Source organism: Enterobacter sp. Taxon_2, from assembly GCF_058355295.1.
The window spans coordinates 792003-807072 of sequence record NZ_CM178024.1 but is presented as its reverse complement, the minus strand read 5'-3'; the positions used below and the strand labels follow the sequence as shown (position 1 = coordinate 807072).

The 15070-nt window shown below is 55.6% G+C and carries 13 protein-coding genes; 5 read left to right on the top strand and 8 right to left on the bottom strand.

The genetic code is table 11. The features are described 5' to 3' along the window. From AC4IC4_RS03705 to AC4IC4_RS03690, 4 genes are all read right to left on the bottom strand, one after another. Positions 1–1248 carry a polysaccharide deacetylase family protein gene (locus AC4IC4_RS03705; RefSeq protein ID WP_491472170.1) on the bottom strand — a complete coding sequence of 416 codons (1248 nt, stop codon included), beginning with the start codon at positions 1246–1248 and terminating at the stop codon, positions 1–3. Positions 1249–1313: 65 nt separating this feature from the next. Beyond that, positions 1314–1754: a PTS sugar transporter subunit IIA gene (locus tag AC4IC4_RS03700; RefSeq protein WP_491472169.1), complete on the bottom strand. Its 441-nt coding sequence runs from the start codon at positions 1752–1754 to the stop codon at positions 1314–1316. A 104-nt stretch (positions 1755–1858) separates the two neighbouring features. After that, positions 1859–2629 (bottom strand): ABC transporter permease, encoded by a 771-nt coding sequence (locus AC4IC4_RS03695; protein ID WP_023334536.1) that lies wholly within the window; start codon positions 2627–2629, stop codon positions 1859–1861. Then, entirely contained in the window at positions 2626–3552 is a 927-nt protein-coding gene (locus AC4IC4_RS03690; RefSeq protein WP_008501946.1) for an ABC transporter ATP-binding protein, read from the bottom strand. The genes AC4IC4_RS03695 and AC4IC4_RS03690 overlap by 4 nt, the downstream gene beginning before the upstream one ends. 107 nt (positions 3553–3659) lie before the next feature. Between AC4IC4_RS03690 and can the strand changes: the two genes are divergently transcribed. Further along, positions 3660–4322 (top strand): carbonate dehydratase, encoded by a 663-nt coding sequence (can, locus tag AC4IC4_RS03685; protein ID WP_008501947.1) that lies wholly within the window; start codon positions 3660–3662, stop codon positions 4320–4322. A 91-nt stretch (positions 4323–4413) separates the two neighbouring features. Here the strand turns inward: can and hpt are convergent, their stop codons facing one another. Further along, positions 4414–4950 carry a hypoxanthine phosphoribosyltransferase gene (gene hpt / locus AC4IC4_RS03680; protein WP_491472168.1) on the bottom strand — a complete coding sequence of 179 codons (537 nt, stop codon included), beginning with the start codon at positions 4948–4950 and terminating at the stop codon, positions 4414–4416. 208 nt (positions 4951–5158) lie between these two features. Between hpt and AC4IC4_RS03675 the strand changes: the two genes are divergently transcribed. Continuing rightward, on the top strand, positions 5159–7549 hold the full coding sequence (locus tag AC4IC4_RS03675; RefSeq protein ID WP_491472167.1) for a glucose/quinate/shikimate family membrane-bound PQQ-dependent dehydrogenase: 2391 nt from the start codon (positions 5159–5161) through the stop codon (positions 7547–7549). 136 nt (positions 7550–7685) lie between these two features. Here the strand turns inward: AC4IC4_RS03675 and cueO are convergent, their stop codons facing one another. Next, positions 7686–9254 carry a multicopper oxidase CueO gene (gene cueO, locus AC4IC4_RS03670; RefSeq protein ID WP_491472166.1) on the bottom strand — a complete coding sequence of 523 codons (1569 nt, stop codon included), beginning with the start codon at positions 9252–9254 and terminating at the stop codon, positions 7686–7688. Between the two features lie 145 nt (positions 9255–9399). Here cueO and AC4IC4_RS03665 point away from each other — a divergent pair, with 145 nt between their 5' ends. The 3 genes from AC4IC4_RS03665 (at position 9400) to speD (ending at position 11526) form a co-directional block, all read left to right on the top strand. Then, positions 9400–9747, top strand: a complete 348-nt coding sequence (locus tag AC4IC4_RS03665; protein ID WP_014882582.1) for a YacC family pilotin-like protein — start codon at positions 9400–9402, stop codon at positions 9745–9747. Positions 9748–9861: 114 nt separating this feature from the next. After that, a complete protein-coding gene (gene speE / locus AC4IC4_RS03660) occupies positions 9862–10731 on the top strand; it encodes a polyamine aminopropyltransferase (RefSeq protein ID WP_491472165.1) in 870 nt (289 codons plus the stop codon). After that, positions 10732–11526: an adenosylmethionine decarboxylase gene (gene speD, locus AC4IC4_RS03655; RefSeq protein ID WP_032649781.1), complete on the top strand. Its 795-nt coding sequence runs from the start codon at positions 10732–10734 to the stop codon at positions 11524–11526. A gap of 31 nt (positions 11527–11557) precedes the next feature. Here speD and yacL read toward each other — a convergent pair whose 3' ends face one another. Then, positions 11558–11920 (bottom strand): protein YacL, encoded by a 363-nt coding sequence (gene yacL / locus AC4IC4_RS03650; protein WP_032649783.1) that lies wholly within the window; start codon positions 11918–11920, stop codon positions 11558–11560. Positions 11921–12110: 190 nt separating this feature from the next. After that, on the bottom strand, positions 12111–14708 hold the full coding sequence (gene acnB / locus AC4IC4_RS03645) for a bifunctional aconitate hydratase 2/2-methylisocitrate dehydratase (RefSeq protein ID WP_491472164.1): 2598 nt from the start codon (positions 14706–14708) through the stop codon (positions 12111–12113). Positions 14709–15070: the final 362 nt, after the last annotated feature.

Below are 15070 nucleotides of genomic sequence, written 5' to 3'. Positions count from 1 at the left end.
TTACCCCTGCGGCTGATTGCTGATCAGCCGCGACATCGTCTCCAGCGAATCCGTTCTTAAGATATACAGGCGCTTCAGCAAGAACGGATTATCCCCCGGTTTGACCTTCCCGCGTACCGTCGTCACCGCCAGATGAAACCCGGCGTCATTCGCGGCTTTAATCGCTTTATCGTCGTAGCCGCCGAACGGATACGAGAGGTAAAGCACGTGCGGGTTAAACTGCGCCAGGTCCCTGCGCGAGCGCTTAAAATCAAACAAAATATTGTGATAGCTGCGGCTCAGTAGAATGGGCTGATGGTTGTCGTCAACGCGGTGCAGGAAGTGCGTGTGGGACTGATAGTCGAACACGTCATGCATCTGCTCCAGCTCCGACACGCTCATAAACTGCAGGGATTTCGGCGCCCATTTTTGCGGGTGGCGCTTGATGCGCGAGGAGATAATAAACGCCGTCGCCTTAAAGCCATACGCTTTGAGGGTCGGGTAAGCATAGCGGTTAACGGACTTCAGGCCGTCGTCGAAGGTAATCACCACCGATTTCGCCGGCAGGTTCATTTTGTTACGCACGTACCCTTCCAGCTGGTACATCGTCAGTGTGGTATAGCCCTGGTCGCGCAGCCAGGTCATCTGGTTACTGAACGCCCGCACGCTGGTGGTCGTGGAGGTATGGCGGAAACGGGTGTTCTCCTCGTCGCGCAAAATATGGTGATAGGTAATGACCGGAATGCCATTATCTTCCTGCGCGTCCAGGCTGCTGATCCACGCCAGGCGGTTGCCGATGCGGATCTGGAACCAGGTCTGATTGAGGCGATCTTTGAGCTTGTTCAGGATCGGATAGCGAAGATTGGCACTTAAGGTGCCGAAGGGGGCGCTACCGTTGTTCGGGGCGTTATAAACGGGCGTGTCTTTCCACGTTATCAGGTTTTGATTGCTCAGCGGTTTATTTAGATCTCCCAGCCCATCCTCGACGCGCTGTTTACCCTGCACCGGCTCCAGATGCCCCTTGTCGATAAAGCCCGTGCCAAATCCGAAGCGAAATTCATAGTAGTCCGCCGCCGCAGGCACCACCGCAAGGATCTGCCCTGCCCGCACGTTGCCGACGTTAATAACGCTGTTGCCGACCTGCGCCCAAATCGCCGCATCTTCGGTGGTTTGCATATATTGGGCAGGCAGTCTTTGCTGACTTAATAAACTGGCAGAAGAAGTGCCGGACACGAACATCAACAACAGAAAAACAATACGCGTGAACATGAGGGGTCTTATTCGAAGCGGAAATACTTATGCCATTGTAGCAAAAGCGACATCAATACCAACGTTTAATTCTTATACAGATCATGGAGCAGGACGAAAGGAGGATTTTTTTGCTGCTGATGCCACAAGCTGCTGACGTCCGGCGCGCCCTGCTCGACGATAGCGTTCCGGAACCCGGCACTGGTTAACGTTTGACGCTGCGGATACATCGCTTCAAGTAATGGAAGGCTGATGCCCGAGATCACCTCACAGCAATCATGCTTATGGCTCAGCAAAGCGGCTGCGCGGTAAGGCGCCGCGCCCGATTTATCGGTCAAAAAAATGACGCCATCACCGGTGTCCGTTTCATGCAGGGCATCGCACATCATGCGGCTCAGCATATTGGTGCTCAACCCGCGCCAGTAATTTACCGCCCGGCACTGTGCCAGCGGGCCAAAGCTGGCTTCAAGCGTGTCCAGCATGTCCTGCGCCCGTTCATCGTGGCAGGTGATAACCCATCCCAGCATAACTCTCTCCTTAGCAGGCAAGTAGTTTAGCGGAGTGAAGGTTAGCTTTCGGTGATAACTGTCAAAGAAAGTGCCCGGCAGACAGAATATCGCCGGGCTGAGGGCTAGCTGCGCAGACCGCGTCCGCGCTGGATCAGATACCAGCACAGCAGGTAGAAGGCGATGATGAACACCACCAGCACCGCCACCGTGGTAAACAGCGGCACGTCAGTGATACCAAGGAAGCCAAAGCGGAAGCCGCTGATCATGTAGACAATCGGGTTCAGGTGCGACAGCGCCTGCCAGAACGGTGGCAGCAGCGTCAGGGAGTAGAACACCCCGCCAAGATAGGTCAGCGGAGTCAGCACGAAGGTCGGGATCAGGCTGATGTCGTCAAACGTTTTGGCGAACACGGCGTTCAGCAGACCGGCCAGCGAGAACAGGATCGCCGTCAGGAGCAGCGTCAGCGCGACGAACAGCCAGGAGTGCACCTGGAACGGCACAAAGAACAGCGAAATCGCCGTGACCAGGATCCCCACGCACAGCCCGCGCGCCACGCCGCCGCCAACATAGCCGGCGATAATAACGTGCGTCGGTACCGGCGCCACCAGCAGTTCTTCGATGTTGCGCTGGAACTTGGCGCTGAAGAATGACGACGCCACGTTGGCATAGGCGTTGGTGATCACCGCCATCATAATCAGGCCCGGCACGATAAACTGCATATAGGTAAAGCCGTGCATCTCACCAATCCGGGAACCAATCAGGTTACCGAAGATGATGAAATAGAGCGTCATCGTGATGACCGGCGGCACCAGGGTTTGCACCCAGATGCGCATGAAGCGGTTAATCTCTTTCGCCCAGATGCTTTTCAGCGCGACCCAGTAAAGATGCGTCATGCCTTGTCTCCTTGTTTATCCTGCACCAGAGAGACAAACAGCTCTTCCAGTCGGTTCGCTTTGTTACGCATACTTAAGACCTGAATACCCTGCGCGCTCAGCTGTGAGAACACGCTGTTAATGCCCTGCTCGCGCAGCACTTCCACTTCCAGCGTCGAGGTATCGACAAGACGATACTGATACCCTTCCAGCTTCGGCAGCGGACTTTTTGCCGCCAGATCGAGAATGAAGGTTTCTGATTTCAGCTTGGAGAGCAGGTTCTTCATCGAGGTGTTTTCCACCAGCTCGCCGTGCTGAATGATGCCGATGTTGCGGCACAGCATTTCAGCCTCTTCAAGGTAGTGGGTGGTCAGAATAATGGTGGTGCCTTTGTCGTTGAGATCTTTCAGGAAGCCCCACATGGAACGACGAAGTTCGATATCAACACCCGCCGTCGGCTCATCAAGGATCAGCAGCTTTGGCTCGTGCATCAGCGCGCGGGCAATCATCAGGCGGCGCTTCATCCCGCCGGACAACATCCGGGCGCGTTCGTTACGCTTTTCCCACAGATCGAGCTGCTTGAGGTACTTTTCGCTCCGCTCCAGGGCCTCTTTACGCTCGACGCCGTAATAACCCGCCTGGTTAACAACGATCTGCTGCACCGTCTCAAACGGGTTGAAGTTGAACTCCTGCGGCACCAGACCCAGTTGGCGCTTGGCGTTCACCACATCTTTTTGCAGGTCGTAACCAAAGACGCTCACCCGGCCGGAGGTTTTATTGACCAGCGAGCTGATAATCCCAATGGTGGTCGATTTCCCCGCCCCGTTCGGCCCCAGAAGCGCATAAAAATCACCGGCCTCTACTTTTAGATCTATTCCGCGCAGCGCCTGAACGCCGCCCGGATAGGTTTTTTTAAGCTGCTCAAGCTCCAGTGCAATTGCCATGAAATTAACTTACCTTCCGTTCTGACACACGTTGTGTGGTTTCATTAAAAGTCGGGTTACCCTATAGTAGCGCAACGCAATTACTCGGTTACAGGTCGCTAACCTCCATGAACAACATAGATACACTCATCAGCAACAATGCACTATGGTCAAAAATGCTGGTGGAGGAAGACCCCGGATTTTTTGGAAAACTCGCGCAGGCGCAAAACCCACGCTTTCTCTGGATTGGATGCTCCGACAGCCGCGTACCGGCGGAGCGCCTGACCGGCCTCGAGCCCGGCGAACTGTTTGTTCACCGCAACGTTGCCAACCTGGTGATTCACACCGATCTCAATTGTCTTTCTGTTGTTCAGTATGCCGTTGACGTTCTGCAAGTCGAGCACATCATCATTTGCGGCCACTACGGCTGCGGCGGCGTGCAGGCGGCGGTTGAAAACACGGAACTGGGGCTCATTGATAACTGGCTGCTGCACATCCGCGATATCTGGTTCAAACATAGCTCACTGCTGGGCGAAATGCCGCAGGAGCGTCGCATGGATACCCTGTGCGAACTCAACGTGATGGAGCAGGTATATAACCTGGGCCACTCAACGATCATGCAATCGGCGTGGAAACGCGGGCAGAAGGTCTCGATCCACGGCTGGGCGTACGGCATTCATGACGGTCTGCTGCGCAATCTTGAAGTGACCGCCACCAACCGCGAAACGCTGGAGCAGCGTTACCGTTCGGGAATTGCCAACCTTCAGCTTAAGCATGTGAACCATAAATAAACAAAGCCGGGTGGCGGCTGCGCCTTACCCGGCCTACATGTGCCCATTCGTAGGCCCGGTAAGCGCAGCGCCACCGGGCAACAAACCGCAATTACTCGTCCAGCAATACCACTTTCCCAACATACGGCAGATAGCGATAACGCTGCGCGTAGTCAATGCCGTAACCGACGACGAATTCATCCGGAATCGAGAAACCGACAAACTCTACCGGCACCTGCACTTCACGGCGGTCAGGCTTATCCAGCAGGGTGCAAATCGCCAGCGATTTTGGCTCACGCAGGCTCAGGATCTCGCGCACTTTTGACAGCGTGTTGCCGGAGTCGATGATGTCTTCCACGATCAACACATCTTTGCCACGAATATCTTCATCCAGATCTTTCAGGATTTTCACATCACGGGTGGTGGACATGCCGCTGCCGTAGCTGGAGGCGGTCATAAAATCGACCTCATGGGGCACATGCACTTCACGGCACAGGTCGGCCATGAACATGAAAGAGCCGCGCAACAGACCGACCAGCACCATTTCGCTGCCGCTGTCCTTGTAATGTTCGGTGATTTGACGACCCAGTTCGGCGATACGCGCTTTGATCTCGGCTTCCGGGATCATCACTTCAACAGTATGTTTCATATTACTAACCAAATGATTTTGATGAAAATCTCTCAATACGGATGAGTTAATATCCAGCACTGATACGCAAGCCAGCCATTATATCAGCAAATGGATAACCCTGGCGTATGAGTTATAAAAAGCAAATATTGTGATTCCGATCACACTTGTTAATACCTATAATTAGTTGCTAGCAAATTATTAACAAAAACTGACGAGTACACTTTCTATGGCTGAAACAAACTCTAAACAGCCGCGTCTACTGGTGACATTAACAGCGGCGTTCGCAGCCTTCTGCGCGCTGTATCTGTTAATCGGTGGCGTCTGGCTGGTCGCGATCGGCGGCTCCTGGTACTACCCGATTGCGGGCCTGGTTATGCTTGGCGTAACCGTCCTGCTCTGGCGTAGAAAACAATCTGCACTGTGGCTGTATGCCGCACTCCTTCTTGCCACCATGATCTGGGGCGTCTGGGAAGTTGGCTTTGACTTCTGGGCGCTGACGCCGCGCAGCGACATCCTGGTCTTCTTCGGTATCTGGCTGATCCTGCCGTTCGTCTGGCGTCGCCTGATTGTGCCTTCCAGCGGTGCTGTGGCGGGCCTGGTTGTTGCCCTGCTGATTACCGGCGGCATCCTGACATGGGCCGGCTTTAACGACCCGCAGGAGATCAACGGTACGCTGAACGCAGAATCGACGCCTGCGGCGGCTATCTCGCAGGTAGCGGACGGCGACTGGCCTGCGTATGGTCGTAATCAGGAAGGTCAGCGTTACTCTCCGCTGAAGCAGATCAACGCGGACAACGTTAAGAACCTGAAAGAAGCCTGGGTATTCCGTACCGGCGACCTGAAGATGCCGAACGATCCGGGTGAACTGACCAACGAAGTCACCCCGATCAAAGTGGGCAACATGCTCTACCTGTGTACGGCGCACCAGCGTCTGTTCGCGCTCGATGCGGCCACCGGTAAAGAGAAATGGCACTTCGATCCGCAGCTGAACTCCAACCCGTCCTTCCAGCACGTCACCTGCCGTGGCGTCTCTTATCACGAAGCGCGCGCCGATAACGCGAGCCCGGAAGTGGTTGCCGACTGTCCGCGCCGCATCATGCTGCCGGTCAACGATGGTCGTCTGTTCGCCATCAATGCCGAAACGGGCAAGCTGTGCGAAACCTTTGCCAACAAAGGTATCCTGAATCTACAGACCAACATGCCGGACACCACGCCGGGTCTGTATGAGCCAACCTCGCCGCCGATCATCACCGATAAAACCATCGTGATTGCCGGTTCGGTAACGGATAACTTCTCCACGCGTGAAACCTCCGGCGTTATCCGCGGTTTCGACGTGAATACCGGTAAACTGCTGTGGGCCTTCGACCCGGGCGCGAAAGATCCGAATGCGATCCCGTCGGACGAGCACACCTTTACCTTTAACTCGCCAAACTCCTGGGCCCCGGCTGCGTATGACGCGAAGCTGGACCTGGTCTACCTGCCGATGGGCGTTACTACGCCAGATATCTGGGGCGGTAACCGCACGCCGGAGCAGGAACGTTATGCGAGTGCTATCGTGGCGCTGAACGCGACCACCGGTAAGCTGGCGTGGAGCTATCAGACCGTACACCACGATCTGTGGGATATGGATATGCCGTCCCAGCCGACGCTGGCGGACATTACCGTTGACGGCAAAACCGTTCCGGTGATTTACGCCCCGGCCAAGACCGGCAACATCTTCGTTCTGGATCGCAGCAACGGCAAGCTGGTTGTGCCGGCACCGGAAAAACCGGTTCCGCAGGGTGCGGCGAAAGGCGATTACGTCAGCAAAACCCAGCCGTTCTCTGACCTGAGCTTCCGTCCGAAGAAAGACCTCAGCGGGGCAGACATGTGGGGTGCCACGATGTTTGACCAGCTGGTGTGCCGCGTGATGTTCCATCAGCTGCGCTATGAAGGCATCTTCACGCCGCCTTCTGAGCAGGGCACGCTGGTCTTCCCGGGTAACCTGGGGATGTTCGAGTGGGGCGGGATCTCCGTTGACCCTAACCGTCAGGTCGCTATTGCTAACCCAATGGCGCTACCGTTCGTTTCCCGTCTGATCCCACGCGGTCCGGGCAACCCAATGGAGCAGCCGAAAGACGCGAAAGGCAGCGGTACCGAAGCCGGTATTCAGCCGCAGTATGGCGTACCGTTCGGCGTAACGCTGAACCCGTTCCTGTCACCGTTTGGTCTGCCTTGTAAACAGCCTGCCTGGGGTTATATCTCCGGCCTGGATCTGAAAACCAACCAGATCGTGTGGAAAAAACGTATTGGTACGCCACAGGACAGCATGCCGTTCCCGATGCCGGTTCCGGTGCCGTTCAATATGGGTATGCCAATGCTGGGTGGCCCAATTTCCACCGCCGGTAACGTGCTGTTCATCGCGGCAACCGCAGATAACTACCTGCGCGCGTACAACATGACCAACGGTGAAAAACTGTGGCAAGGCCGTCTGCCGGCTGGCGGACAGGCTACCCCGATGACCTATGAAGTGAATGGCAAGCAGTACGTTGTCATCTCCGCGGGTGGTCACGGTTCGTTTGGCACGAAGATGGGCGACTATATTGTCGCGTATGCGTTGCCTGACGAAAACAAGTAACTGAAAAAGCCGGGTGGCGGCTACGCCTTACCCGGCTTACGGAAAGATGCAAAACGGCAACTTCGGTTGCCGTTTTTGTGTTTGTTCCCTCTCCCTGTGGGAGAGGGTCAGGGTGAGGGCATCAGGCCGCACTGTTTTAAACAGTGAACCCGAGCATCATCCCCGTATCTTCATGCTCCAGCAGATGGCAGTGCGCCATATAGGCAAACTCCTTCGGCGCGTCGTGGTCAAACTTCACCAGCACCTCGCTGACGCCGCCTTCCACTCTCACCGTATCTTTCCAGCCCGCGCGATGCGCATCCGGCGCTTTACCGTTTTCTGAGAGAATGCGGAACTGCGTACCGTGAATGTGGAACGGATGCAGCATCATGTCCCCTTCACCTGAAATCACCCAGCGCTCAAACTGCCCTTTTGTCGCAGCAAACATCGGCGTGTTCATGTCGAACGCTTTGCCGTTGATCATATTGGCGTTGTGGAAATCAAAGCCATGGTCGCCGTGATCCATGTTCCCCATGCCGCCCATTTTGCCGTGGTCCATATTCATATGACCCATCATCTGCCCGTGATGCATCCCCGCCATCGCCTTATCGCCATATTTCGCCATCAGCGCCTGCATGCCCATCATATCGAGCATCGGGTTCATGGAGAGCTGTAGCTTACGCTGCGTAAGCCCATCAAGCGACGGGAGTGCTGGCAGAGTGGTTAACGTATCAGGCAGCGTGCCGGAAGCGGTCACCAGTAACGGCTGAATGCGCAGCACCGGATGCGGCTTGTCAAACGGTGCGACCGCCATCCCCATCTGGCTAACCGGCAGGGTCACAAGATCAAACGCCTTGCCGTCGCTGATATCCACCAGCACCTCAAAGCGCTCCCCCATCAGCATCGGGAGTTCGCTCACTTTCACCGGCTCCGGCAGCAGGCCGCCGTCGCTGGCGACCACGTACAGAGGACGCTTATCGCTGGTGGCGAAGTTGAGTGAACGCGCGTTACAGCCGTTCAGCAGACGCAGGCGCAGCCAGCCTTTGGGTGCGGCGTGCTGAGGATAAATGGCGCCGTTGGTCAACAGCGTGTCGCCAAACCAGCCTACCGCCGCGCTCATCACGTCCAGCTGGTAGTCAATTTGCCCGTCCGCGGTGAATTTCTTGTCCTGAACAATCACCGGCACGTCGTCGATGCCCCACTGTTTCGGCAGGCGCAGCAGGCGGCTTTCGTCGTCTTCAATCAGCACCAGCCCCGCCAGCCCCATCGCCACCTGATGGCCCGTTTTGCCATGCTGATGCGGATGGAACCAGCAGGTTGCCGCGCGCTGGTCGGGCGTAAAGGTGACGCTGCGCGTGCCGCCCGCTTTGATGACGCCCTGCGGCCCGCCGTCTACCTCGCCCGGCACTTCCAGCCCGTGCCAGTGCAGCGTCGTCTCTTCGGCAAGCGTGTTGTGGATATCCACCGTCACCGCTTTCCCTTTGCGCAGCTGTAGCGCCGGGCCGAGCAGATTGCCGTTATAGCCCCAGGTCGTCGCGTTGTGCGCACCGAACAGCGTGTTGCCGGACTGAACAACAAGTTTGATACGGCTACGGGCATCCGCGGTCAGCAAGTCAGGGATGGGTAAGGCAGGCCTGTCAGCCGCGAAAACCGCGCGGCTCCAGAGAGGCAATGCGCTGGCAGCACCCAGCGCCACGGAATATTTTAAAAAATCACGACGTTGCATGTTCATTTCCTTATTTCCAGCAGGCGATCTTTTGAGCATAAACCCTCCCCTTACCGGAAGGTCAAGTCAAGCGGCAATAATAAAGATCGTCGCACTGGCATCAAGTATGCTAACGTTAATTTTCCGTGAAGAAGTGGTAGAAGCAATGAAGACGTTTTTCAGGACAATTTTGTTCGGTAGCCTGATGGCAATGTGTGCGAACAGCTATGCGCTAAGTGAAAATGAAGCGGAAGATATGGCCGATTTAACGGCGGTTTTTGTATTCCTGAAAAATGATTGTGGCTACCAGAATTTACCCAACGGGCAAATTCGCCGCGCGCTGGTCTTTTTTGCCCAGCAGAACCAGTGGGATCTCAGCAACTACGACAGCTTCGACATGAAGGCGCTCGGTGAAGACAGCTACCGCGACCTAAGCGGTATTGGTATTCCCACTGCCAAAAAATGCAAAGCGCTGGCTCGCGACTCACTCAGCCTGCTCGCCTACGTCAAATAACCTTCCCGACGCCCCCTGTTGAACCTCTGACCGTGCAACCGCGGTTAGAGTTAGCTATCATGTTTCGCTCATTTTTTGTGAGCGTAACGGATGTTTACACAGGAGGAGTTCGCTATGGCCGACCACACGTTGTGGCATGAAACCTTGCATGACCAGTTTGGTCAGTACTTTGCCGTTGATAACGTGCTCTATCATGAGAAAACCGATCACCAGGATCTGATCATCTTCGAGAATGCTGCCTTTGGCCGCGTGATGGCGCTGGACGGCATCGTGCAAACCACCGAGCGAGATGAGTTTATCTATCATGAGATGATGACCCACGTCCCGCTGCTGGCGCACGGCCACGCGAAGCATGTCCTGATTATCGGCGGTGGCGACGGCGCAATGCTGCGTGAAGTGTCCCGCCATCGTTCCATTGAAACCATCACCATGGTGGAAATCGATGCGGGCGTCGTCTCTTTCTGCCGCCAGTACCTGCCCAACCACAATGCCGGCAGCTATGACGATCCGCGCTTTAGCCTGGTGATTGACGACGGCGTTAACTTCGTTAACCAGACCTCGCAGACCTTTGACGTGATCATCTCCGACTGCACCGACCCTATCGGCCCCGGCGCGTCGCTGTTTACCTCCTCCTTCTACGAGGGCTGCAAGCGCTGCCTGAACCCGGGCGGGATCTTCGTCGCCCAAAATGGCGTCTGCTTCCTGCAGCAGGATGAAGCGCTGGATAGCCATCGTAAGCTCAGCACCTATTTCGATGATGTCAGCTTCTATCAGGCCGCTATTCCGACGTACTACGGCGGGATCATGACCTTTGCCTGGGCGACGGATAACGACGTATTACGTCATCTTTCCACCGAAATTATTCAGGCCCGCTTCCATCAGGCCGGTCTTCAGTGCCGATACTACAATCCGGCTATTCATACCGCAGCGTTTGCTCTGCCGCAGTACCTGCAAGACGCATTATCCACTAAGGGGGTGAGCTAATTGAAAAAGCTTAAACTGCATGGCTTTAACAACCTGACGAAAAGCCTGAGTTTTTGTATTTACGATATCTGCTATGCCAAAACAGCGGAAGAACGCGATGGTTACATCGCCTATATCGACGAACTCTACAACGCCAACCGTCTGACCGAGATCCTGTCAGAAACCTGTTCCATTATCGGCGCCAACATCCTGAACATCGCCCGACAGGATTATGAACCCCAGGGCGCCAGCGTGACCATCCTGGTCAGCGAAGAGCCGGTCGATCCTAAGCTTATCGACAAAACGGAACATCCGGGCCCGCTGCCGGAAGTGGTTGTTGCCCACCTGGATAAAAGCCATATCTGCGTCCATACCTACCCGGAGAGTCACCCGGAAGGTGGGCTGTGTACGTTCCGCGCCGATATTGAAGTGTCGACCTGCGGCGTGATTTCCCCGCTGAACGCGCTGAACTATCTCATCCATCAGCTGGAATCGGATATCGTCACGATTGATTACCGCGTGCGCGGTTTTACTCGTGATATCAACGGCATGAAGCACTTCATCGACCACGAAATCAACTCTATTCAGAACTTCATGTCCGAAGACATGAAATCGCTGTATGACATGATGGACGTGAACGTATACCAGGAAAACATCTTCCATACCAAGATGTTACTTAAGGAATTCGACCTTAAGCACTATATGTTCCACACGAAGCCGGAAGATTTGAGCGAAGAAGAGCGTAAGGCGATTACCGACCTGCTCTGGAAAGAGATGCGCGAGATCTACTACGGCCGTAATATTCCGGCCGTGTAAGTGTTGCCCGGAGCAGGGACGCTTCGGGAAGTTACCGCTGTTTCATAAACTCGCGGTAGGCATTCACCACCTGAAGGAAGTCTTCTACGCCGCACATCGACAGGCTCTCTTCGTCATAGTAGCTCATCCCTTCTTCCATCTCGTCACCTGAAAACTCGAGCTGGTTGGCGCGCACCATAACCTCTTCACCGTCCATCCACAGCGTGTATTCATGCCCGGCGCGTTGCCAGGAGCGTTCACTGCCTTTCACCGTATTTGCCGCCTGTTCAACCTCATCAAGAAGTGCGAGATTTTCTTTCACCTCTTCGTTAAACCAGTGTCCAACGGCTTCGTGGCCCATCGACATACGCACTTTCACCACTCCGGTGATGTCGCGCAGAAATTCGTAATCCATAGTGTTTTCCTCTGCAAAGCCATTAAGGTAATTATCGCAGCAGCGAGGAAGAAAAAAAGCGTGAGAGGTGGGAGGAATGAAAATAAAAAGGTGAGAGCAAGACCCTGCGGCCTGATGCCCTCACCCCGTCCCTCTCCCACGGGAGAGGGTGCAAACACTAAAAACCGTCTCGTGGAGACGGTTTTGCTGTTTATACCGCCGTCTGGAAGATAACCCCGTCGGCCTTCTCGGTGTACTGAGAGAGCTGGTCGAAGTTCAGATAGCGATAAGTATCCACCGCGGTCTTATCCACCTGAGCCACAAAGGTCTGGTACTCTTCCGGCGTTGGCAGTTTGCCAATCAGCGCCGCAACCGCCGCCAGCTCCGCAGAGGCCAGGAAGACGTTCGCACCGGTACCTAAACGGTTCGGGAAGTTACGGGTAGAGGTGGAAACCACCGTCGCACCGTCGGCTACGCGCGCCTGGTTGCCCATGCACAGGGAGCAGCCAGGAATTTCGATACGCGCCCCGCTCTTACCAAACACGCTGTAGTAGCCCTCTTCGGTCAGCTGAGCCGCATCCATACGGGTTGGCGGCGCCACCCACAGACGGGTTGGCAGCTGGCCTTTGTGGGTATCCAGCAGCTTGCCGGCCGCACGGAAGTGGCCGATGTTGGTCATGCAGGATCCGATGAACACTTCGTCGATCTTCTCGCCCTGAACTTCGGACAGCGGACGCGCGTCGTCCGGATCGTTCGGTGCACACAGGATTGGCTCTTTGATATCCGCCAGATCGATGTCGATCACCGCCGCGTACTCTGCGTCAGCATCGGCTTCCAGCAGTTGCGGATTGGCCAGCCATTTCTCCATGCCCTGGATACGACGCTCCAGCGTACGACGGTCGCCGTAGCCTTCTGCAATCATCCACTTCAGCAGCACGATGTTAGAGTTAAGATACTCAATAATCGGCTCTTTGTTCAGCTTGATGGTACAGCCCGCAGCTGAACGCTCAGCGGAGGCATCGGTCAGCTCGAACGCCTGCTCAACCTTCAGATCCGGCAGACCTTCGATTTCCAGGATGCGGCCAGAGAAGATGTTTTTCTTCCCTTTCTTCTCAACGGTCAGCAGACCCTGTTTAATCGCATACAGCGGGATCGCGTGAACCAGGTCGCGCAGGGTGATACCCGGCTGCATTTTACCTTTGAAGCGCACCAGCACCGATTCCGGCATATCCAGCGGCATCACGCCCGTCGCCGCAGCAAACGCCACCAGACCGGAGCCCGCCGGGAAAGAGATACCGATTGGGAAACGGGTATGGGAGTCACCGCCGGTACCCACGGTATCCGGCAGCAGCATGCGGTTCAGCCAGGAGTGAATTACGCCGTCGCCCGGACGCAGGGAAACGCCGCCGCGGTTCATGATGAAGTCTGGCAGCGTGTGGTGCGTGGTCACGTCAACCGGCTTCGGATACGCCGCCGTGTGGCAGAAGGACTGCATCACCAGGTCAGAAGAGAAGCCCAGGCACGCCAGGTCTTTCAGTTCGTCACGGGTCATTGGGCCAGTGGTGTCCTGAGAACCTACGGAGGTCATCTTCGGCTCGCAGTATGCGCCAGGACGAACACCGGCGACGCCGCAGGCGCGACCGACCATTTTCTGCGCCAGAGAGTAACCGCGATTGCTTTCCGCCACGTCTTTCGCGTGACGGAATACATCACTGTGCGGCAGACCCAGCGCTTCACGCGCTTTGGTGGTCAGGCCACGGCCGATGATCAGCGGAATACGGCCACCGGCACGCACTTCGTCGATCAGCACGTCGGTTTTCAGCTCAAAGCTCGCCAGCAGCTCGTTGGTTTCATGGTTACGCACTTCACCTTTGTACGGGTAAACGTCAATCACGTCGCCCATATTCAGGTTAGAAACATCCACTTCGATCGGCAGGGCGCCCGCATCTTCCATGGTGTTGAAGAAGATCGGTGCAATTTTGCCGCCAAGGCACAGGCCGCCGCCGCGTTTGTTTGGCACATGAGGGATGTCATCACCCATGAACCACAGCACGGAGTTGGTGGCGGACTTACGGGAAGAACCGGTACCTACAACGTCACCCACGTAGGCCAGCGGGAACCCTTTTTTCTGCAGGGCTTCGATCTGTTTGATCGGGCCAACGCTGCCCGGCTGATCCGGCTCAATGCCTTCACGGGCGTTTTTCAGCATTGCCAGGGCGTGCAGAGGAATATCCGGGCGAGACCACGCGTCCGGTGCCGGAGAGAGGTCATCGGTGTTGGTTTCACCGGTCACTTTAAAGACGGTAACGGTGATTTTTTCAGCCAGCGCAGGACGGTTCAGGAACCATTCGGCATCCGCCCAGGACTGCATCACCTGCTTCGCATAGACGTTGCCTGCTTTGGCTTTTTCTTCTACATCGTAGAAGTTATCGAACATCAGCAGCGTGGAAGAGAGCGCTTTAGCGGCAATCGGTGCCAGCTTGTCGTTATCCAGCGCGTCAATCAGCGGATGTATGTTGTAACCACCCTGCATGGTGCCGAGCAGTTCAATGGCTTTTTCAGGAGTAACCAGTGGGGAGGTGGCTTCGCCTTTGGCGATAGCAGCAAGGAATCCGGCTTTTACGTAGGCAGCTTCATCTACGCCAGGCGGTACGCGGTTGATCAGCAGATCTAACAGGAATTCTTCTTCGCCCTTAGGCGGGTTCTTCAGCAGCTCGACGAGCGCGGCCATTTGGGTTGCATCTAAAGGTTTGGGTACAATTCCCTCGGCGGCACGTTCTGCTACGTGCTTACGGTATTCTTCTAGCACGACGGTTCTCCTCGCTCTCATTGTCATATGCGGCGGGCGTTCTCTTCACGCTCCTGTGAGACAGCAGTTTGTAGGGTAAATGCCCGATACCGCGTCGGGCAGCATAGCAGGATTTCTGCACAGTGTTAATCCGTTTACAAAAAAGCAACATTAAAAAATTTGCTGAATCGTTAAGCATGGTGTAGCGGGGAGACAAGACGAATTTTGGGTACAAAAAAACCGCCTGATAGCGGTTTATTTGTTGCCTTGCGATGGTAGCACACCGTGTTGGCAGATTTGCGGCAACCCCAACGCAATGAATTTTGCATCACGCCCCGCTGGCTTGCAAGCCATTATGTCAATTTTGCGTAGCGCCTTCCTGT